Annotated in this window: 14 protein-coding genes; 6 read left to right on the forward strand and 8 right to left on the reverse strand. The window is 69.3% G+C overall.

Annotation, left to right across the window (positions count from 1 at the left end; translation table 11 throughout):
* Nucleotides 1–264 precede the first annotated feature (264 nt).
* The 3 genes from HUA75_RS15770 to HUA75_RS15780 all read left to right on the forward strand — a co-directional run bounded on the left by HUA75_RS15770 (nt 265) and on the right by HUA75_RS15780 (nt 6,723).
* Entirely contained in the window at nt 265–696 is a 432-nt protein-coding gene (locus HUA75_RS15770; RefSeq protein ID WP_174487044.1) for a hypothetical protein, read from the forward strand.
* 72 nt (nt 697–768) lie between these two features.
* Nucleotides 769–1,743, forward strand: coding sequence for a peptidoglycan-binding protein (locus tag HUA75_RS15775; RefSeq protein ID WP_217446083.1), 975 nt, complete (start codon nt 769–771; stop codon nt 1,741–1,743).
* Nucleotides 1,744–1,791: 48 nt separating this feature from the next.
* Nucleotides 1,792–6,723 carry a hypothetical protein gene (locus HUA75_RS15780; RefSeq protein WP_174486856.1) on the forward strand — a complete coding sequence of 1,644 codons (4,932 nt, stop codon included), beginning with the start codon at nt 1,792–1,794 and terminating at the stop codon, nt 6,721–6,723.
* Between the two features lie 232 nt (nt 6,724–6,955).
* Here the strand turns inward: HUA75_RS15780 and HUA75_RS15785 are convergent, their stop codons facing one another.
* The 5 genes from HUA75_RS15785 to HUA75_RS15805 all read right to left on the reverse strand — a co-directional run bounded on the left by HUA75_RS15785 (nt 6,956) and on the right by HUA75_RS15805 (nt 13,179).
* Nucleotides 6,956–9,028: a TonB-dependent siderophore receptor gene (locus HUA75_RS15785; RefSeq protein ID WP_174486857.1), complete on the reverse strand. Its 2,073-nt coding sequence runs from the start codon at nt 9,026–9,028 to the stop codon at nt 6,956–6,958.
* A gap of 88 nt (nt 9,029–9,116) precedes the next feature.
* Complete coding sequence (locus HUA75_RS15790) at nt 9,117–10,175, reverse strand: PEGA domain-containing protein (protein ID WP_174486858.1); 1,059 nt, start codon at nt 10,173–10,175, stop codon at nt 9,117–9,119.
* Between the two features lie 57 nt (nt 10,176–10,232).
* Nucleotides 10,233–11,375: a serine/threonine-protein kinase gene (locus HUA75_RS15795; protein WP_174454259.1), complete on the reverse strand. Its 1,143-nt coding sequence runs from the start codon at nt 11,373–11,375 to the stop codon at nt 10,233–10,235.
* A 208-nt stretch (nt 11,376–11,583) separates the two neighbouring features.
* The gene (locus tag HUA75_RS15800) at nt 11,584–12,378 is read right to left on the reverse strand and encodes an imm11 family protein (RefSeq protein ID WP_174460961.1); all 795 of its coding nucleotides are present in this window, start codon (nt 12,376–12,378) and stop codon (nt 11,584–11,586) included.
* Nucleotides 12,379–12,471: 93 nt separating this feature from the next.
* Entirely contained in the window at nt 12,472–13,179 is a 708-nt protein-coding gene (locus HUA75_RS15805; protein ID WP_174486859.1) for a metallophosphoesterase family protein, read from the reverse strand.
* Between the two features lie 498 nt (nt 13,180–13,677).
* Between HUA75_RS15805 and HUA75_RS15810 the strand changes: the two genes are divergently transcribed.
* The 3 genes from HUA75_RS15810 (at nt 13,678) to HUA75_RS15820 (ending at nt 16,812) form a co-directional block, all read left to right on the forward strand.
* Complete coding sequence (locus tag HUA75_RS15810; protein ID WP_174486860.1) at nt 13,678–14,688, forward strand: SPFH domain-containing protein; 1,011 nt, start codon at nt 13,678–13,680, stop codon at nt 14,686–14,688.
* Nucleotides 14,689–14,713: 25 nt separating this feature from the next.
* A complete protein-coding gene (locus HUA75_RS15815; protein WP_174486861.1) occupies nt 14,714–15,634 on the forward strand; it encodes an NAD+ kinase in 921 nt (306 codons plus the stop codon).
* An 89-nt stretch (nt 15,635–15,723) separates the two neighbouring features.
* On the forward strand, nt 15,724–16,812 hold the full coding sequence (locus HUA75_RS15820) for a 6-phosphofructokinase (protein WP_141647104.1): 1,089 nt from the start codon (nt 15,724–15,726) through the stop codon (nt 16,810–16,812).
* A gap of 38 nt (nt 16,813–16,850) precedes the next feature.
* On the opposite strand, the gene HUA75_RS15825 is transcribed toward HUA75_RS15820, so the two are convergent.
* The 3 genes from HUA75_RS15825 to HUA75_RS15835 all read right to left on the reverse strand — a co-directional run bounded on the left by HUA75_RS15825 (nt 16,851) and on the right by HUA75_RS15835 (nt 19,622).
* Complete coding sequence (locus HUA75_RS15825) at nt 16,851–17,417, reverse strand: protease (protein WP_141647103.1); 567 nt, start codon at nt 17,415–17,417, stop codon at nt 16,851–16,853.
* A gap of 121 nt (nt 17,418–17,538) precedes the next feature.
* Nucleotides 17,539–18,645 carry a M35 family metallo-endopeptidase gene (locus HUA75_RS15830; RefSeq protein WP_174486862.1) on the reverse strand — a complete coding sequence of 369 codons (1,107 nt, stop codon included), beginning with the start codon at nt 18,643–18,645 and terminating at the stop codon, nt 17,539–17,541.
* A 479-nt stretch (nt 18,646–19,124) separates the two neighbouring features.
* Nucleotides 19,125–19,622: a peroxiredoxin gene (locus tag HUA75_RS15835; protein WP_141647101.1), complete on the reverse strand. Its 498-nt coding sequence runs from the start codon at nt 19,620–19,622 to the stop codon at nt 19,125–19,127.
* Nucleotides 19,623–19,664: the final 42 nt, after the last annotated feature.

The following is a 19,664-nucleotide window of genomic DNA, read 5'->3' on the forward strand; positions in this document are numbered from 1 at the left end:
CTTCCGCCTCGTGTTCCGGTGAAACCCACGAGGTCAGATTGCTCGACCGCTCGTGGGCAACTCCTCCACCGCCGAGGCGGCGTTCCGGTGAAGGCGTTGGCGTGCCCGGGCACCTGGTCGTCCGCCACGCGGAGGCCTGTCTTCACCTGCCTCGTCGCGGAGGACTCGTCGCCGGATGAATCCGTCCGAGACGCCTCCGTACCTTGCTTTCCTCTGATGTCCTGGAAATAATCCTGCGTCACTTCACCGGCGTGGGTGTCTCCGTTGTTGCGGATTCGTGAGTTGCAGATCACCACGTTGCGGCTCTCCGCGGAGGATGCGCGGGTCGAGCAGCGGGTCGGGGACCTTCTCGCGGAGCAGGCTCTTGTCGTGCCCGGGCCTGCTCGTGTGGAGCCGGCGTGGACGCGGGAGCGGCTGCGGCCCGTGGTTCGCCGGGCGGTGGACCGGGGCATCCTCGCGCTCGAGGACGTGCGGCTCTACGTCAGCCTCGCCGAGTCGCTGGGCGCGGACTTCGAGGAGCAACGCCCTCATGCCTGGATGCGAACCTGGTTGGATGACGCGGGCGTCTCGGACCCTGTCGCGCGCCTTCGCAGGGTGGTGAACGAGCGCCGCCGCCGCGAGGACGTGGTCCTCCAGAACCGACGGAAGGAAGAGGCATTTCGCCTCCTCCATGCTCCGCCTGGGACCGACACCTGACCGGAGTCGCACGGGCATGTCGCCGCCGCCCGGGCCGACCCGACACGCACGCCTGAGCGAGGACCCACTGCCATGCCACCCCCCACGTCCGGGACGGATGCCGCCATTGCCCCCTGTCCACTCGAGTCCAGGAAGGGCCAGGTGGAGGTGGTCGTCGTCGATGACCGGGAGGCGCCGCTGTCGGGCGTGGCGCTCGAGCTGACGCGGCTGACAGGGGATGAAGCCCTGCGCACGCGCACGGATGAGCAGGGCGTCGCGCTGTTCGAGGGGTTGGAGGAAGGCCGCTATCGCCTGCGGTTGCTCGACGTGGAGCCCGCGCTGTGGCGGGTGCTCGGCGCGTTGGAGCTGCCACCTCGCGAGGCGGGGGCCAGCGCGCGATGGGGGCCGGCGTCCCAGCCCAAGGCGCTCACCTGGACGTGCGAGGGGACCGAGTCTCTCACGGTCCTCGCCGCGAGGTGGGGGGTGCGCCCATCGCGCCTCGTGGATGCGCGAACGGGACAAGCGCTCGCGTCCGACGTGGCACCCGCGCCGGGCACTCGCGTCGTGGCGCGGCCCTTCGCCCGGGAGTGGGTCACCGTGGAGACAGGTTACCGGCAGGTGGTGCACCGGATTGGCATTCCCCTGGCCCTGGTGCTGGTGCTGCGCGACGGCGCGCACCAACCCCGCGCGCACCAGCCCTATCTGCTGAAGGTGTGGCTGGATGACGAGGAGGAGCTGCCCGCGCAGGAGGGCGTGACGGATGACGAGGGGCGCGTCGTGCAGGTGCTGCCGGAGCGCGCGGTGAGGGGCGAGGTGACGGTGGCGCCCGGTCGCCCCGATGAGCGCCGCCTGACGCTGCGCTTCGTCGCGCTGCGGTCGACGAGCGCGCCGGAGGGGCTGCGGGAGCGCCTGGAGAACCTGGGGTTCTCCTGCGGAGGCGAGCAGGGGGAGTTGGGGCCCAAGACGCGTCTGGCCGTCGAGTGGTTTCAGTACGCGCTCGGGCTGCCTCCGAGCGGTGACGTGGACGAGGCGACCCGCGCCGCGCTGGGCCTGCTTCACCGTTCGTAATCCAGGGAGCCTTTCGCGATGCGATGCCCGAACTGCCGCGCTGAAGTCATGGACGACGGAGCGGAGGCCGCTCCCCGGTGCGCCGCCTGCGGCACTCCCCTGCCTGTTGTCCCCGCCGAGGGGAATGACAACGGCTGGGCCGCCGACGACGGTGACGATTGGGATGATGTGGGGGAGGAGGTCCAACCGGTCGACGACGATGACGACGAGGACCTCCAGCCGCTCGGCGACGATGACGAACTCCCACCCATCGACGTGGAGGCCCAGGCGGTCTCCGATGACGATGAGACCCTCGCTTCGCTCATGGGGGATGAGTACGACAAGGTGCTGGAGAGCCTTGATTCAACGGACTCGCACCGGCTGTCGGACGAGCAGATGCATGCGCAGATGCTCGATGCGTCCTCCTCCGAAGTCGTCATCCCGCCCCTGGAGTCGCCACCCGAAGCGCTGAGGGACGCGCGGTCCGAGGTCCGGAGTGTCCCGCTCGGCGCGGAGACCACCGTGGCTGACGCGCCCGTGCTCGACCGGAGCTTCCCGCTCCGGGTGCTCCTGTGGAACATCGCGGACCTGGGAGGAGGGCCGAGCGGAACCCCCGCGGTCCGCAAGCAGTGGACCATCGACGCCCTGGCGCACGTCATCCGGGCGGCGAACCCGGACCTCGTCACCATCCTGGAGCTGAAGAAGAAGGGGGGCCAGCGTCTGGTTGAGCCCAAGCCACCGGTGCCGCCACCGCCGAATCGCGTGCGCGGCGATTCGTTGACCGCGCTGTGGGAGCGCTTCCCGGTGCCCAAGCGCTATCGAAAGAAGGCCGCCGCGAGCGCCGTCAGGAACGTCGCCCCTCGGGATGCCGAGGATGCCGCTGTCCGGGAGTGGCAATCGGAGTTCGCCAATGACCTGGCGAAAATCTTTGCCACGAGGGTGCGCAGAGCCATCTGGCCGGGTGTCACGGCCGAATCAGCACCCGACCCGGATTGGAGCGAAACGACGCAAGAACTCGATGCCGAGAGGCTCGACGAACTCAATGAGAGCATCGAAACCGCATGGGAGGCTTGCGAGCCCCTGCTCATCGATCGCTTCGGTGGGCCGGATGATGATGATGATGCCCCTGCCGCGCGGCTCGTCGCGACCGAAATCGATGTGAAGCGCAAGACCCCGAAGCTCATCGCGGAGTTTCACCCGTACTGTGTGCGGTTGCTCGTGGAAGAGGAGTACTACGATTGGCTCCAGCCCTTCGCGCCGCGCTACTCACCCACCGAGAGAGAGGATGCGGAACTCGGAGCTGAGCGGACTGCTCGCGACAAGCTCGCGAAGTTCGCCGTCGAACAGCTCCTCGCGTACTGCGGAGAACTCTTCAAGGGGTTCATCTTCAGCATCGCGAAGGAGGAGGTGCCGCGTTCCAGGAAGCAGGGGCGCGAGTTCGAGTTCGAACAAATCCTGTCTCGTTCAAATACCGAGCATCTCAATCGGCTCTATCAGTCGAAGCTCGCGGCCTATGCCCGGCGCAAGAACGAGACCGAAGACGGGCCGTCGACCCATGCGGGGTTGCGCGAGTTCTTGCGCATCCGTGATGCGCTGAACGCCCAGTGCCGGGCCCGTCATGTGGAGGTCTACGAGTCGTGGCCCCGAGAGGTGCCCGAAGGGGCCGTCAAGGGCCTCTATACGCAGGATGAGGCGTACGGTGTCCTGTGGCGCGCCTCCAAGGTGAGCATCGATCAGGAGGCCGTCTCCTACGTCAGCACCTATCTGGCGCGTGGAGAGAAGGAGGCCGGGAGCCTCTTCAGCAAGCGAGAGCCCCTGCGGATTCCGGTGCGGCTCGCCAAGGTGAAAGCGGCTCCGGAGATAGGCGTCATCGCTTGGCATCCGCCCTCGCCCAAGGCTGACAATGGGCCTGCCCGGGGCAAGGACTTTTCAGCCTTCCTCGAGTACTGCAAGGCCGAGCGCCAGGCCAAGACCCTGGGCATCGTCCTGTCCGACTTGAACATCGACACCGCGAGGCCCAAAAAAGGCCTCGCGCCCGATGGCACCCCGTACATCGTCGACTGCAAGCCGAAGCTCTCGTTCCACCGGTTCTTCGATACGCTGCTGGGGCCCGGCGCGAATGCCAGTCATCTCTACGCACTGGCCGATGAGCGCTCCACCCTCGCGGTGAGTGATTTCACGGCCTGGGCGTCCGATGCGGACCACGACTTTGGCAGTGGCTCCAAGCAGTCCCTGCGCGCGCTGCTGAACACGGCGGTGAAGGCCCTTCCGTTCAACCCCTCCACGACGGAGCGCGGCGAGCCGGTATCGTCGCTCAACTCCGTCGAGGATGTGTTGGGGCTCATCGAGTCGTTCGCGACTTCGCCCCAGCAACGTTATGGCGCGAGTGGCTATGACAAGATTCTCGTGTACTCGCCGCGCACGGATGGCTGGAGGCTGGAGCAGGCCTCGGTCTTCGTCATCCCGTTCCCGATGGTCCTCGCCACTGACAAGGAGCGAAAGCTCTTTCGCATCCACGGCGAGCTCCTGTCCGAGCACCTGAGACCTTTCTGGCAGCTCATCCAGAGGGAAGATGCGCGGCTGGAGGAGGAGGAGCGCATCTTCGGGCATCTGCGCGGCGCGGGTGTCACGCTGAAGGGCAGCGACGACGCGCGTTGGGTCGACCTGATGGCGGACGCGAAGAAGATGAGCGACCACATGCCGCTCGTCTCTGATTTGAGGCTGGTCTACGACGGGCGCGAAAAGCTGGTCGTCGAGGAGACCGCCCTGCCCCCCGAGGTCCCGGAGGCGCCCAGGGGCTCCGAGGAGATGCGGAGGCTGGAGGCGTTGTGTCTCGCCTACCAGAAGTCCACGGAGTCCGACGAGGTGGCGGCCAGGGCGCTCGACCAGATTCTGGAGGCGGCGGCCCAGGTCGGTGAGGCCGAGCACGAGCGGTCTGGCAGCCTGGTGGCGGATGCCATGCAAGTGCGTCTGACGCTCGTCGCGCTCCGGGCGGAGGGCTTCGACACGGCGGCCTATTGGGGCAGGCGGCCGACCCTGGAGTCGGATGGAGGGCGCAGGAGCGCCGTCCGGGCCATCTCGATGGATGAACACCTGACGTCCCTCCATCAGCGGCGCGAGCCGAACGCAGGGGGAGGTGACTGCCTCTTCCGCTCCCTGGCTCAGCTTCTCTTCGGCGACGAGCGGCACCACGGCGCGGTGCGCCAGTTGGCGGTCAATCACCTGGATGACCTGCTCGCCGGGCGGGGAGGGGGCGGTGGAGCACGGGTGGGGCCCGTGTCGGTGGAGACGTTCCGGCGGGACATGGGTTTGCTGCTCGACTGGCATCGGGCGGGCTGGCCGAACGAGCCGGCATACCGGCGCGTCAACGGGGTAGATGCCTGGAGTCAGTACCTGCGGGCGATGAGCCGGGACGGTGTGTGGGGAGACCATGTGGTGCTGGCGGCGGTCTCCAACCTGTTCCGCGTGCGTTTCCAGACCTTCGCCAGGACGGGCGCCCTCGCATACTGGAGCGACGAGGTGGACTTCGTGCCCCGTGAGGAGGGGCATGAGGCGGCGCCCCTGCTGCGGCTCGCCAACCTGAGGAACGCGCACTACGAGGCGGTATGCCCGGAGGAGGGGTTGGGGCCCTCGGTGGCGGGGTCGCCCGAGCGGTACGCCGCCCTCGCCGTGCGGCGCCGCCGAGGCGGAGAAGGGGCGCTGAGGGCCCTCGCGCAGTCAGCGGCCACGTCTTCGTCCAGCACGGCTTCGAGCGCGGGGGGCTCCTCGACGGACCCGGCGATGACCGGTCCCGTGTGCCTCTGGCCGAGCACGAACCACTTCAAGCACGACACCCCGACCCGACATCCACGGGGGCTCTTTCTCTTCGGTGAGAACGACGCGTCGAAGAAGAACAAACACTTCCAGAGCAGTACGCAGGCCATCATCCGCATGAACCCGAACGCGCTCGGGGTGCGCACGTGCTGGGTGCCTGGCGTGGGCATGGTCGACACGGACTTCGCCAGGAACCAGCAGGCCATCGACGACGACTGCGCAGAGGCACTCCGGCTCCTGACGCAGGGCCTGTACACGACGCTCGTCGTGCCGTGGAACCTCGCGTCCAACACGCTGGATATCGGCACGGGGGTCGCCAACCTGCCGAAGGGCGCGCCCAGGACGTGGGCTCATTTGCAGAAGAAGGTCCAGGAGCTCATCGACTGGGCGAACGCCCAGTTGGGGAAGGTGCGGGTCGTCCCCCAGTTGACCCTGCTCGTGCCGTCGGTGGTGACGCGCAATCAGGAGGACCTCTACGTGCAGGAGGTCTCGGAGGCGATGCAGCGGGCTCCGTCCGTCCGTGAGGACTCCAGCACGAGCGTCGTGGGTGTTCCCAATGTCGTCCCCCTGCGGACGCTGCGCATCTCGGGCGGGACGTCACCGGCGATGGGGCGCTGGTCCGATGCCACCTATGCGCAGAACACGGCGATTCTCGACGAGGACCTGCGGGCGCTGATTGACCGCGTGGAGAGTCGCCAATTCCGCAGGCTCGTGCTCCCGCGGAACAGCGACGGCGAGATACTCCTGGGAACAGAGCTGGGCCAACTGGACGTGTACGCGCCGAAGACGTTGGCCTATCTGCGCGGGAGGCTCGAGGGGCTGTGCCAGCGCTGCAAGGAGGTGCAAGTCGCCAGCTCCTCGAATTCCCTGTCCTCTTCCACCACCGCTGGAGAGGGCGTGGCCCGGGGGCGCGCGCGCACCAAGCGCAGGCGCGACATGAACAACGACGAAGCCCCTGTCGAAGACGGCACGGCCCCTGTCGAAGTCAACACGGCGCCTGTCGAAGACGACCTGGCTCCTGTCGAAGACGACGCGGCTCCTGTCGAAGACGACCTGGCTCCTGTCGAAGACGACGCGGCTCCTGTCGAAGACGACGCGAGTCAAGACGAGCAGGAGAGGGAGTCCGCTCCCGTCGCGAGGCGCCCCCACAAGTTCCCGAGAATGGGACCGAAGAGACCCGAACAATGACGATGAACAGGCGTCGCGATGGTGTGGGCGCCCTCGCGAGTCCGGCCCCTGTCGCGAGGTGCTCATGCTTGTGTTCTCCCGTGAGTTCCCGAGACGCTGACGCCCACCGTTCAACGGGCCAGCGGCTCGGAGTCTGGGGAGCGACATGCCTGACGGCCTCGCGCGGGCTGCTTCCGAGCTCGGGGCGGCATCCGGGGGCCAGGCCCACGTGGGACCCGGCTCGGGGGCGCGACTACAGCTCGCTCAGGCCCGGGTCGAACAGGTAGCTGAGCTTGACGAGGAACTCGCGGGAGAACACGGGCATGGGCGCGTGGCCGCCGTTGTACGGCTGGGCGATGCGGAAGTTCGTGCCGAGCAGGTTGTAGACGCCCGCGCCAATCTCCAGCCCCTTCGTGCCCACGTCCTCCGCGCGCACGTAGAGGTTGAGCAACAACTGCGTGGGCAGCTCCTCCACGGCCGAGTCGCCGTCGTCGTCCGGCACGTCCACCGCGAAGCGCCGGCCCACGAGCACCGCGGTGGGATTCACGGACAGCCACGGCTGCACCTTGAGGCTGCCCGACAGCGAGGCCTTGTGCGTGGGCATCCCGGTGAAGGCGTTGGAGTGCCCGGGCACCTGGTAGTCCGCCACGTCGTTGCGGCCCGACGGCGCGTAGAACGAGTAGCTGAGCGCCGCGCGGCCCCAGCTCCCCTTGACGTGGTAGTCCAGTTCGATGCCCCGGCTGCCGAGCCGTCCCAGGTTCCGGTACGCCTCCTCGTTCGCCACCGCGTCGTACGAGTAGATGATGGGGTCCGACACGCCCACGTCGAAGGCGTTGGCGCTCAGGGCGTGTCCGTCGCCGAAGCGCAGCGTGCCCTCCAGCTCGTACACGGTGGTGCGCTCGGGCTTCACGTCCGCGCCCAGGCTGATGTTCTCGATGCCCGGCGCGCGGAACGCGCGGCTGAAGAGCGCCTTGGCGCTGAACGGGCCGAAGCCGCGCAAGAGCACCAGCCGGGGGACGAACGAGCTGCCGAAGTCGCTGTGGTTCTCATACCGCGCGCCCGCCACCACCGTGACGATGGGGTTCTCCGAGAACGCCTCCACGAAGCCCGCGACGTTGAGGTACGAGACGCTGGTGGCGCCGTCCTCCCCGAAGGCCGTCTGGAGGCCCACGTCCGCGGGGCCCCTGAGCTTGCCCTGGTCCGATGCCACGTCCACGCCACCGGTGAGCTGCAGGACGTCCAGCGCCGCCCAGCGCGCCATCGTCCGGCCACGCAGCCGCATCACCCGCTTCTCGTAATAGAACTCGGAGGCCTGGTCCGCGTCGCGGAACGGCTCGGAGAGCGTCAGGTTGAAGCGGGGGATGATTTCCACCCGCTCGCTGGGACGGAAGCGGTTGCTCAGCTCCGCGTGGAAGGACTCGAAGTCGGAGGACGAGGGCGCGTCCAGCACCTCGTCGAAGGCGACGATGGCTGACGTCGCGAAGCGCTGGTACAGCACGCTCAGCTGGAGGTCCCGGTAGCCCACGCCCGCCTGCACCGTCGTCGGGTTCAGCTTCGTGTTGCCGCCCATGTCCGCGCTGTTGCCGAAGAAGTCCTGGAACTGGGCGTCGCTGCGCTGGCCCTGGCCGAGCGACGCGGAGGCGAAGACACTCAGTCCCGGCGCGGACTCGAACACCTTGCGCCCCGACAGCGTCAGGCTCCGCCGGCCGTTGACCTTCGCCAGTTGTCCGTAGGTGCCAGACACCATCAGGTCCGTGCTGCCCTGCACGCCCCGGGTGATGACGTTGATGACGGCCAGCTCCGCGTTGCCGCCGTAGATGACCGAGCCGGGACCGCGCACGACCTCGATGCGCTCAATCAGCTCCACGGGCAGCTCGTTGCCCAGCTGCATCGTCGAGTAGAGCTGCTCGTTGAGCTCCTTGCCGTCGACGACGAGCAGCACCTTGCCCTCGTAGCCCCACAGCCCTCGAAAGCCCGGCCCGACGGCGCCCTGGGTGTCCACGCCGAAGAAGAAGCCCGGCACCTGGAGCAGCACGTCCATCAGGTCGCGCGCACCCGAGTTGCGAATCTCCTCCGCCGTCATGGAGGTCACCACGGCGGGCGAGTCGCGCAGCTTCGTTATCGCGAACGAGGCCACCTGGCTGTGCACGTCCGACTCTTCATCGAGCGGCAGCACCTCTTGTCCCGACGCGGGCGGCGGGGGCGCGGCCTCGGCCTCGGTGGTGGGCTCGGAGGTCTCCGGCTCCCACTGGGCGATGGCGGAGGGCGTGGCGGAGAGCAGCAGCGAGAGCAGGACGGGGCGGGGCCAGCGAGGGCGGAACGGCATGGGGGCGGACCTCTGGGCAAGGACGGGGCGTGGGCGGCCAGGGCCCGCGTCTGAAAAGGAATGGGAGACAGCGGTGCGCGGCGGGGCTTCAGCGCACCCGGACGGCCGTGCGACGACCCGGCTCGACCTCGACGCTCATGCGACGCTTCACCTCGCCGTTGACGCGGACCTCCACGCGGGCGGGGCCGGCGGGGAGGTTCTGGGCGACGAGCGGGGGAAAGCCATAGGGACGGTTGTTGACCCAGACCTCGCCGTAGAGGGACGGAGAGGTGATGTCGAGCTCACCCCTGCCCGTCGCGGCGCTCTTCGCGACCGCGGCGGTGGCCACGGACGTGGGCGGAGGCTCCACGGCGGCGGCAGGCGCGGCGACGGCCACGGGGGGAGCGGGCGCGGCGGGCTTCGCGGCGACGGGCGGTGGTGGGGCCAACTGCTCGCTGAGGTCGCGGTTGATGGAGCGCACACCGTCCTCCTCCAGCTCCACCGTCTCCTCCACCAGCCGGCGGTCACCCTGTGCGAGCGCCACGCGGTACGTCCCCGCGCGCAGGGGCAGTCGCGCGGGCGTCAGGTCCACGGCCTTCCCATCCACCTGCACCACGAGGCCCGGCGGCGTGGACGTCACCAGCAGCAAGCCGCCGCGAGGCTCCTCCAGCACGGTGGTTTCTTCCCTGGGTTGCTGCTGCTGCGCGCGAGCGGCGGCGGCCCTGGAGGCGCGCGTGCGGGCGGTCTGCCGCGTCGGAGGCTCCCGGGTCGCCTTGGCCTGCTCTCCGCGTCCCCGGCTGCGCTCGCGCGACTGGAGGTCGGTGGCGATGCGCAACAGCTCGACCAGGTCTCCGCCCGGCGTCTTGCGCAGGCTCAGCGCCTCGGTGAACTCGCTGACGGCGGTGTCGTAGTCGCGGTCTTCCAGCGCGGCGAGTCCGGCGGCGCGGCGCGCGCGGGCCAGTCCCTCGCTCGCGTCATCCACCGGCGGGGCGGTGACGGGGTCGGGCGGTGGCGGCGCGGCCGTCGCTGATGGAGGCCGGGGCGGAGTGACGGAGGCGGTGGCGGGAATGGCCTCCGTCGCGCGGCGTTTGCGCATCACGACGTACGCCATGGCGTTGACGGCGAGTGTTCCGACGACGATGACGGCAATCCAGGTCTTCTGTTTCATCCGCTTCTCGGTCTCACCGCATGCGCCACGTCAGCCCGGGCACGAAGGCCGTCATTCTCAGGCGACGAAGTACCAGAACAAGGCGCTGGCGCAGGCCGCGGCGCCCGCGGTCAACACGATGGGCCAGGGGAACGGCGGCTCTGCCAGGTCCACGGGGATGGCCAGCGCGGCGTCCGCCACCGGGCCGCGCGTGGTGGGAGAGGTCCGCTCCTCCACGGGAGGTCCAAGCCGCACGCTGGGGTTCGGCGTGCGCTCCAATGGCACGCCGCCGCTGGACATGCCGCTGGTGGATGACGAGCCGAACGCGGACAGCGCGGTGTTGTGGTGGCCCGTCTTGTCGGCGGGGAACAGCGACGTCACCAGCGTGGCCAGCTCGCGCCCGCCCGACGTCCAGTTCTGCGCGGCGCGGAAGCGCTCCAGGTCCATGGCCAGCTCACGGGCGCTCTGGTAGCGCGCGTCGGGTTCCTTCTCGAGCAGGCGCAGGATGATGCGCTCCAGCTCTGGCATGAAACCCGGTGACACCTGTGAAGGCGGAGTCACCTGCACCTGGGTGGCGGCGATGATGGTCTGCTCCACCGTCTCGCGCTTGAACAGCCGGCGTCCGGTGGACGCTTCGTAGAGGACGATGCCCAGGGAGTAGAGGTCCGAGCGGTGGTCCAGCTCCCGGTTTGTGATCTGCTCCGGGGACATGTACGCGTACTTGCCCTTCACCACGCCCACGCTGGTGCGCTCGACGTTCACCGCGCTCTTCACGATGCCGAAGTCGGCCAGCTTGACGATGCCGTCGCGCGACACCAGCACGTTGCCCGGCGTGACGTCGCGGTGCACCAGCTTCAGGGGCGTGCCGTCCGGCAGCGTCTTCGAGTGCGCGTACGCCAGCGCGTCCGCCACCGCGATGCCCACGTCCACCGCCACCCGCTGGCCCAGCGGGAAGTGAGACTTCCACGCGTGCCGCAGCACCCGGTCCAACGCCTGGCCCTGAATCCACTCCATGGCCAGGTAGTACTGGCCATCAATCTTCCCGAAGTCGAAGACCTGCACGATGTTCGGATGGGTCAGCAGCGCGGCGACCTTCGCCTCGTCCGCGAACATCCGGCTGAACGCCTCCAGGTTCGCGTACTCCGGCAGCACCCGCTTGATGACGCACGGCTTGGAGAAGCCGTCCGGCCCGTCGATGGAGGCCAGGAAGATGTGCGCCATCCCACCCGCCGCGAGCCGTTGCAGAATTCTGTATTTCCCGAAGTAAACGTCATCTGCGGGAACCGGCACTGGCGCGTCGAGCCTGTCCAACTTTCGCCTCAGGAATTAGCTGTAAGGCGAGAAAGATACAGTTGGTTTACCTACCCCACAAGTTCACGACCCCTCGGTGTCAAGCACTTTGGGCATCAAACTCTGGAAGTCGGGTGGGTCAGCCCCGGCGCGGCTTGCTCCGGGACTTGCGGCGGCGTTTGCGGGGGGCGGCCGGAGGGGTGACTTCGGCGAAGCGGACGCCAGAGACGCCGGCGTGCTCCAGGGCCTCCTTGATTCCCTCGGAGACGATGAGGCTGACGGGCCAGCCCCACGTGCGCAGCACCCGGGCGCCCTCGGTCTTCACGGGGTCGATGCGCAGGCCGCGAACGGTGCGGTAGTGACCCACGCGCTCGGGGGGGCCGTCCTCGGCGGTGTAGTGGGAGACCTCCGCGCAGGCGGTCTCGTCCAGGCAGCGGACCAGGCGGGTGGCGACGAGGATGAAGAACGACTCCGGCTCGCGCTCGACTTCCACGGGGATGAGCTGCACGTCGTCGGGGGCGAGCTCCCGGAAGATGGCGGCCACGGAGGCGTGGACGACGGGGGTGAGGCCCGCGCCCGCCAGGGAGAAGTCGAGGGGGCGGCCGGGGGGCTCGGCGGTCAGCTTCAGCCGGCCCCGGTGCGGCACGGCGGCGCCGGAGGTGAAGAACCAGACGGAGTTCATCTTCCGCCCGTCCAGGGACACCGGGTCGCTCAGCTCGCGCCGGTCCGGGGTGCGGAAGTCGTCGTGCAGGTCGAAGTAGCGGGCCGCGCGGTCCGGAGCTTGCGAGGCGCGGCGGGCGGCGGGTGCTCGGCGGGCGCGGTCCGGAGCCTCCTCGGAAGGTACCTCGCCGCCGCGTGGAGACCCTTCGTCGGAGCTCGGACCCGGGATGCTCCGCGCGAGAAGCCGGAGCGCTTGGGTGAGCCGCCTGAACATCCGGCGATGTTACTTCGCCCGTCCCGGGTGGGAGCGAGCGGAACGTGAGGGGGCCCGGCCCGTCGCCCCCTCCGCGTCCGGCCGGCCTGTGCACTACCAGGTGGTGTGCAGCGCGTACTGGCCGGCGCGGGTGTCCAGGCTGAGGAAGGAGAACTGGCCCTCCGAGCAGGTGCCGCTGTTGAGAAACAGCCGGCTGCCGTGCTCCACGCGCATGCCCAGGTGGGTGTGGCCGGTGACGACGATGTCCGCGGCGCTGTCGCTGGCCCGAGCCAGGGCCCACTGCTGGAAGGTGCAGCGCGCCGGGTCCGGCACCGCGTGCATCAGGCGCGCGTCCATGGCCTGGAACATGCGGAACATCGCGCGCAGGTGCATGCGCCGCAGCCACGCGCCCGTCCACACCGCGGCCTCCGAGAACCAGCGCGCCTTGCGGATGACCCAGTCGTGGTGGTGCCCATGGGTGAACAACATCCTGACGCCGTCGGCCTCGAGCACCAGCTGCTCGGGCGCGCCGAGCACCGTGCCGGCCACCAGGTCATGGTTGCCGTGGATGTAGTGGTACCGCGGCTCGGCGAAGCGGCGCACCAGCTCCGGATGGGCGGCGCGCGCGGCGGCCAGCTCGGCTGCCTGGTGCCCGGGGGCCCGGGACGTGAGCGTCTCGAAGATGTCGCCCAGCAGGACGATGCGCTCGAAGTTGCCTTCCAGCACGCGCAGGAAGCGGGCGAAGGCGGAGTCCTCGTGGCCGAAGTGGTCCGCCACGTCGCGCCTGCCCAGGTGGAGGTCTGAAATCACCGCGATGTGCATGGCGTGTCCCCTCCCGTGGATTTGCAAGGGCGGGGCCGGGGGCGGCGGGCCGCGAGCGGCATGATTCGCCCGAGCGGGTGTGTCGCGTGGCTTCCCTGCCTGGGGCGTCGAGTCGTCCCTTGGTGTCGAGGCATGCTGCTCCTGGTGATTTCACCGCCGACTTCGTCCCGAAGGAACCGGACCAGGGCTTCCCCGCAACCCTGCGCACGCGAGCCCCATTCGTCCACGACTGAAGCCCCTCTTTTGTCGCCCCCCGGATTTTCAGCGGCTCGGGAATCGACCCTGACGCGGTGATGACGCGCCGGGCCGGGAGTGGGGTGGCCGAGCAGCGCATCCTCGCCCTGGACCCCTGTCGAGGCGACGCACGGCCTCCCGCTTCGCGGTGACGGACGCCGACGGCGCGTGGGTCGGTGGACCGCTCCGTCGCTTTGATTTGATTTTGTGTTAATTGGACACTAAGTATGTGTCGAAGGTACACGAAGCAGCGAGGGCGGGCGCATGGTCATCGGGTACATGAAGGCGGCACCGACGTCGTATGTGATGCAGTTCGAGGGGGGACAGGTGGTGCGAGAGGGGGCGGGGCTCTCGTTCTTCTACTGGAAGCCGTCCGCGACGCTGGTGAGCGTGCCGCTGTCGAGCGTGGACGTGCCCTTCGCGTTCAACGAAATCACGCGGGACTTCCAGGCGGTGACGCTGCAGGGGCAGCTCACGTACCGGGTGGCGGACGCGCGCAAGCTGTCGTCGCTCCTGGACTACTCGCTGGGGCCGTCGGGGCGGTATCGCTCGGAGGACCCGGAGAAGCTGCCGGAGCGGCTGGTGCAGGTGGCGCAGGTGCGGGCGCGCACGGTGGTGCAGGGGATGGCGCTGCGCGAGGTGCTGGTGGGGGCGCAGACGATTGAAGCCCAGGTGCTGGCGTCGCTTTCGGCGGCGGAGCCCATCCGGGCGCTGGGGGTGGAGGTGATGGCGTTCTCGCTCCTGTCCGCGAAGCCGACGCCGGAGATGGCGCGGGCGCTGGAGGCCGATGCGCGCGAGGGTCTGCAGCGTCAGGCGGACGAGGCCATCTACGCGCGGCGCAACGCGGCGGTGGAGCAGGAGCGCCGCATCAAGGAGAGCGAGCTGGCGACGGAGCTGGCCGTGCAGGAGCGGCAGCGGCAGATTCGCGAGGCGAAGATGGCGGGGGACATCGCGGTGGAGGAGCAGCGCTCGGCGCTGATGGAGCGCTGGACGCAGAACGAGAAGCAGGCCGCCGACGCGCGGGCCTACGCGCTGGAGAAGACGCTGGCGCCGGTGCGCGGGGTGGACTGGAAGACGCTGATGGCCACGTCCGCGAGCGGTGGGGACCCTGCGCTGAACATCGCGCTCGCCTTCCGGGAGATGGCGGAGAACGCGCACCGCATCGGCGAGCTGAACGTGTCGCCGGACCTCTTGAACTCGCTGATGAACGCGGGTGCGAAGCCGCCGAGGGACACCCCGCGGAATGCCACGCAGGGGCCTGCCCGCGAGCGCTGAGTCACCACGAGGGGAGGGCCGGGCCATGTTCGAGAAAATCCTGCTCGTCACCCGCCGCACGCGGCTGGCGGGGCTGGTGGAGCGCTTCAACACGAAGAAGCAGGCGAAGTTCTACGTGGAGCACGCCGGGCAGGACTTCGAGGAGTTCGAGCGCGAGGACGAAGCCTACGTGCGCGCGGTGGACCGGCTCCGGGACTCGCTGGACGTGGGGCTTCCCGTGCAGCACGTGGACCGCGGCCTGGCGCCCACCTTCCTCTTCAGCGGGAAGGAAATCGTGGTGGTCGCCGGGCAGGACGGGCTGGTGGCGAACGTGGCCAAGTACGTGGGGGAGCAGCCGCTGGTGGGCGTGAATCCGGACCCGGAGCGCTTCGACGGCGTGCTCCTGCCCTACGAAGTCGCGGGGGCGCGTGGCGCGGTGCGCAAGGTGCTCGAGGGCAAGGCCCGGCTGCGCGGCGTCACGCTGGCGGAGGCCCGGCTGGAGGATGGGCAGCGGCTGTTGGCCTTCAATGACTTGTTCATCGGCGCGCGGACGCACGTGTCGGCGCGCTACAGGTTGAGCCATGGCGGACAGGAGGAGTCGCAGTCGTCCAGTGGCGTGCTGGTGTCCACGGGGGCGGGCTCCAGCGGGTGGCTGTCCTCAATCTTTACCCTGGCCCGGAGCCTCACCGCGCGGACGGGCGGCGTGCCGGGCGCGCCGTGGCGGCTGGGGTGGGAGGAGCCCCGGCTGGCCTTCGTGGTGCGCGAGCCCTTCGTGAGTCGTCACTCGGGCGCGGAGGTGGTGGGCGGCTTCGTGACGGAGGAGCAGGAGCTGGTGCTGGAGTCGAGGATGCCGTCGGGGGGCGTCATCTTCAGTGACGGGATGGAAGAGGACTTCCTGGTTTTCGGCGCGGGGGCGCGGGCGCACATCCGTCCGGCGCGGCAGCGCGCGCGACTGGTGGTGGGCTGAGCTTCACGGGGGCGGTGTTCCTCGCGCTATGGTGACGCCTCACGGACGCTCGCGGCGTCCCGCGCTGGAACACGCACGAGGAGAGGCTCATGGCCAGGACACTCGCGGTGATGACGTCTGGCGGGGATTCGCCGGGGATGAACACGGCGCTGCGCGCCCTGGTGCGCGTGGCGGCGGTGCGCGGCGTGCGCGTGCTGGGCGTGGAGTTCGGCTACGAGGGGTTGATGGAGGGCCGCTTCCGAGAGCTGACCCGGCCCGACGGCGAGGGTGGCCCGCTGGTGCCGGAGCCGGAGCTGGATGCGAGCGGCCAGCTGGGCGGGACCATCCTGGGCAGCGCCCGCAGCCAGCGCTTCATGACGCCGGAGGGACGCGCGGACGCGGCCCGGAGGCTGGAGGATTTGTCGGGCCTCGTCGTCATCGGTGGCAACGGCAGCCTCACCGGCGCGCACCTGCTGGCGCGCGAGTGCAAGACGCCCATCGTCGGAATTCCCGCCTCCATCGACAACGATATCGGCTGCAGCGCGTCCGCCATCGGCGTGGACACCGCGCTCAACACGATTGTGGAAGCATGCGACCGCATCTCCGACACCGCGCGCGCCCACCGCCGGGCCTTCATCGTCGAGGTGATGGGCCGGCACTGCGGCTACCTGGCGATGGCGGCGGCCGTCTCCGCGGGCGCCGACGCGGTGCTGTTCCGGGAGCAGGGCAGGGGCGAGGCGGACATCCTCCAGGCGCTGGAGGACCTGGTGCGGCGCAACCTCGCGGAGGGGCGCACCAAGCGCCGGGTGCTCGTGCTGAAGGCGGAGGGCGTGGAGCTGCCCACGCCGCTGCTCGTCTCGCGGCTCCAGGAGCGCTTGAAGGACCTGAAGGGCGTGGAGGCGCGCGGCATGGTGCTGGGCCACCTGGTGCGCGGCGGCAGTCCCACGCACCATGACCGGATGATTGCGGGCCGGCTCGCGTTCGCCGCCGTGGAGGCCGCGCTGGAGGGCGCCACCGACTTGATGGTGGGCTGGCAGTCCACGGTGCCCGGCGGCCAGACGACGCCGGACCCGTATGTGAAGCGCTATCCGCTGGAGCAGGTGCTGGCGGAGACGGCGGCGCTGCTGGATGGCAGCAGCCCCGTCACCCAGCGGCGCGTGCGGATGATGGAGTCCGTGCAGGGCGTGCTCGCGCTGTAGCCCGCGCGCGAGCGCCCCGAGCGCCTCCACCTCGCGACCTACGTGACAGTCACGACGACCTCGGGGCACTTCAGCGCCACGTCGTGGTATTCGCCCGCGAGGGCGGGGACCTTCGCCTGGTCCGAGGTGACGTCCATCAGCGGTCCCCGGAAGGTGATGCGGTAGGTGCCCGGCTCCTGGAGCCCGTATGCGAGCGCCGCGTCCACCGTGCCCTCCACCGACTCCCCGGGGGCGATGGTCGCGTAGGAGGACGCATCCGGTGGCCCGCGCTTCATCATCGGACCTCCGTAGGAGAGTTCCGCCGCCGAGTCCGCGCGTGTCACCGTGAAGATGTTGTTGCGGATGCCTTCCAGTGGCGTGTGCCACTTGAGCACGTACAGGGGCTCTTTCGTGGGGTTGGTGAGCTTGAACACCAGCTCCACCGGCTCACCCGCCTTCACCTGCGCGGGGCCGCTCAGCGAGCACTCCAGCGTCTTCGCCACGGCTGCCTCCTCCTGTTGCCGCGCGTCCGCTGGCGGCGCTGTCTCTTCCTTGCGCGACGCACAGCCCGCCCCGGTGATGGCCAGGGTCAGCAGCGCGATGCGGCCCACATGTCCACGCGTCATGGTTTCCTCCGCCCTCGGAAGACGGCGTGGGGCCCGAGGCCTCGCGCCGCCCGGAAAACAAAACGGGGGCGCCCGGCCGCGCCCCCGCTTCGCGTCACATCATGTCACTGGAGGCCCGTCACTACTGCGCGGGCGTGTTCTCCGCGAAGTACTCGTGGCTGTCCGCGTTGTCGCGCGCGTTCGTCGGGCTGGAGTTCGCCAGGTTCTTGCAGGCGCTCTGTCCGTAGGCGTGGTCGTCCGTGTCCGCCACCACGGTGAAGTGGCTGATTTCGTGAATCAGCGTGCCGGCCTTGGAGTCCGTGCCCGTCGCGGGCGCGGGCCAGAAGGCGTTGCACACGTAGATGCGGTAGGGACGGTTCTTGTAGACGTACGCGTAGGCGCTGTCCGTGCAGCCACAATCGACGATGACCGACTGGTTGTTGAAGCCGCTCAGGATGGCGTTGAAGTGGTTCTGGACGATGGTCTTGTTGGCCGCGCTGTACGTCCCGAACCACGTGGTGTACCGGAGGTACGGCGGCACTCCATTGACGAGGTAGTTGATGGAGTTCGTGGACATCGTCTTCGCGTTGGCGAACGCCGTCGTCACCTGGGTCGTCCGCGCGGCCGTGCAGTTCGCGGTGGACAGCGCCATGGAGGAGACGGTGCCGTCCTGGTCGGCGCCCAGGTCGACGAAGGGGCGGCCCTCGACGAAGAGGTTCAGGCTGTCCGAGCGCAGTTGGGAGATGCCCTCGTGGCCCACGGTGGAGTCGTGCGCGTCCGAGTCGTAGCGCAGGCTGTAGTTGCCCGTGCGCGAGAAGTCATACGTCTCGCCCAGGTCCACCGTGTACGAGACGCTCTCGCCCGCGGCCATGCGCAGGAAGTCGCTCTCCACCGGCGTGGCCCACTTGTAGTGCCGGCCCTGGTACTCCACCGCCGCGCCGTCCACGGTGATGGCGAACAGGTCCTCCTTCAGCCCCTCCGTGGGCGTGTGCCACTTGAGCAGGCGCACCGTGTCCTTCGACACGTTGGTGAGCGTCACCGTCACGCTCACACCCTCACGCGCGGCCAGCGACTGGCGCGGCGTGGACAACTTCACGGCGACATCTCCGGCGACCGCGTCTCGCGCCGTCTCGGCCTCGACGGGGACCTCTCCCGCCCGCTCCTCTGGCGAACCACAGGCACCCAGCAACGAGGCACTGATAACCGCACCCATCCACCAATTGAGGCGACCACCTGAGCTGAAGCTCATGTCGGACTTCCTTTCGGGGAATGCTTGGGAGTGACTTCGCGGAGTACGCGGCGGTCCTCATTCAGAGAATGCGGCCCTGTCGCGGTATTCGGCTTATAGCTCTTCCCAAGGAATCCCGTCCAGGCCCCGACACGTGGGCGTGGCTAGGGGCGCGCGTACGACACGAGCAGCGCCACCATGCACGCGGCGTAGCCGAGGACGACGGGGCCGAGCGCGAAGAGGACCGTGTCGTAGAAGCTTTCGGGTTGGGTATTCATGGCCGTGTTCCTTGCGTCGTGCCGCGCGGTCATCGCGTGGCATCCGGACACAAGAGCAAGGCATGGGCCACGGGCTTTACGGGGGCGGAAACCCAGGCGCTTCGCGGGGTTGGCGCGGTGGAGCGGGGGTGCGCTGCCCCAGGGGCCGCGCAACGTGTTCGCGCATGGGACGCGCCCGTGCGGCCGCGACATTCCGAGGCGCGCACGCGCGCATCCACCCCATCACTTCCCTGTGGCGGGAGCGGCTTCACCGGCGAGCGAGCGGACGAGCTCCAGGGAGCGCCGCACGTGTTCGCCCACGCGAATCTGGGATTCGAAGCTGTCGCGAATGACTCCGGCGCGGTCCACGACGAACGTCACGCGGCCGGGGAGCATGCCCAGGAAGGAGGTGCCGACGCCGAAGGCCTGGCGCGCCTCGCCCTTCTCGTCGCTGAGCAGCACGAAGGGCAGGCGGTGCTTGGCGGCGAAGCCCTGGTGGGACGCGGAGGAGTCACCGCTGATGCCCACCACTTCCGCGCCCGCCGCGACGAAGTCCTCGTACTGGTCCCTCAAGCCGCACGCCTGCACCGTGCAACCCGGCGAGTCGTCCCTCGGATAGAAGTAGACGACGAGCACCTTCTGCCCTGCCAGGTCGCGCAGGCGCACCGGCTGGTTGCCCGCTCCCGGCAGCGTCACGTCCGGCAGCGCATCCCCGGCCTTCAGCAGCTTCTGGTTCGCCACGCAGTCCTCCCGCATCGCCGGAGGTGGGGCCCGGCGTGCCCC

It is taken from the genome of Myxococcus sp. CA040A (assembly GCF_013336725.1).
Classification (GTDB): domain Bacteria; phylum Myxococcota; class Myxococcia; order Myxococcales; family Myxococcaceae; genus Myxococcus; species Myxococcus llanfairpwllgwyngyllgogerychwyrndrobwllllantysiliogogogochensis.

Bases quoted from the DNA above. Each gene is read 5' to 3' on its own strand.
- HUA75_RS15825 (WP_141647103.1), bottom strand. From the start codon at position 17,417: ATGACGCGTGGACATGTGGGCCGCATCGCGCTGCTGACCCTGGCCATC.
- HUA75_RS15795 (WP_174454259.1), bottom strand. From the start codon at position 11,375: ATGGCGCACATCTTCCTGGCCTCCATCGACGGGCCGGACGGCTTCTCC.
- HUA75_RS15805 (WP_174486859.1), bottom strand. From the start codon at position 13,179: ATGCACATCGCGGTGATTTCAGACCTCCACCTGGGCAGGCGCGACGTG.
- HUA75_RS15780 (WP_174486856.1), top strand. From the start codon at position 1,792: ATGGACGACGGAGCGGAGGCCGCTCCCCGGTGCGCCGCCTGCGGCACT.
- HUA75_RS15830 (WP_174486862.1), bottom strand. From the start codon at position 18,645: ATGAGCTTCAGCTCAGGTGGTCGCCTCAATTGGTGGATGGGTGCGGTT.
- HUA75_RS15815 (WP_174486861.1), top strand. From the start codon at position 14,714: ATGTTCGAGAAAATCCTGCTCGTCACCCGCCGCACGCGGCTGGCGGGG.
- HUA75_RS15810 (WP_174486860.1), top strand. From the start codon at position 13,678: ATGGTCATCGGGTACATGAAGGCGGCACCGACGTCGTATGTGATGCAG.
- HUA75_RS15775 (WP_217446083.1), top strand. From the start codon at position 769: ATGCCACCCCCCACGTCCGGGACGGATGCCGCCATTGCCCCCTGTCCA.
- HUA75_RS15800 (WP_174460961.1), bottom strand. From the start codon at position 12,378: ATGTTCAGGCGGCTCACCCAAGCGCTCCGGCTTCTCGCGCGGAGCATC.
- HUA75_RS15785 (WP_174486857.1), bottom strand. From the start codon at position 9,028: ATGCCGTTCCGCCCTCGCTGGCCCCGCCCCGTCCTGCTCTCGCTGCTG.
- HUA75_RS15820 (WP_141647104.1), top strand. From the start codon at position 15,724: ATGGCCAGGACACTCGCGGTGATGACGTCTGGCGGGGATTCGCCGGGG.
- HUA75_RS15790 (WP_174486858.1), bottom strand. From the start codon at position 10,175: ATGAAACAGAAGACCTGGATTGCCGTCATCGTCGTCGGAACACTCGCC.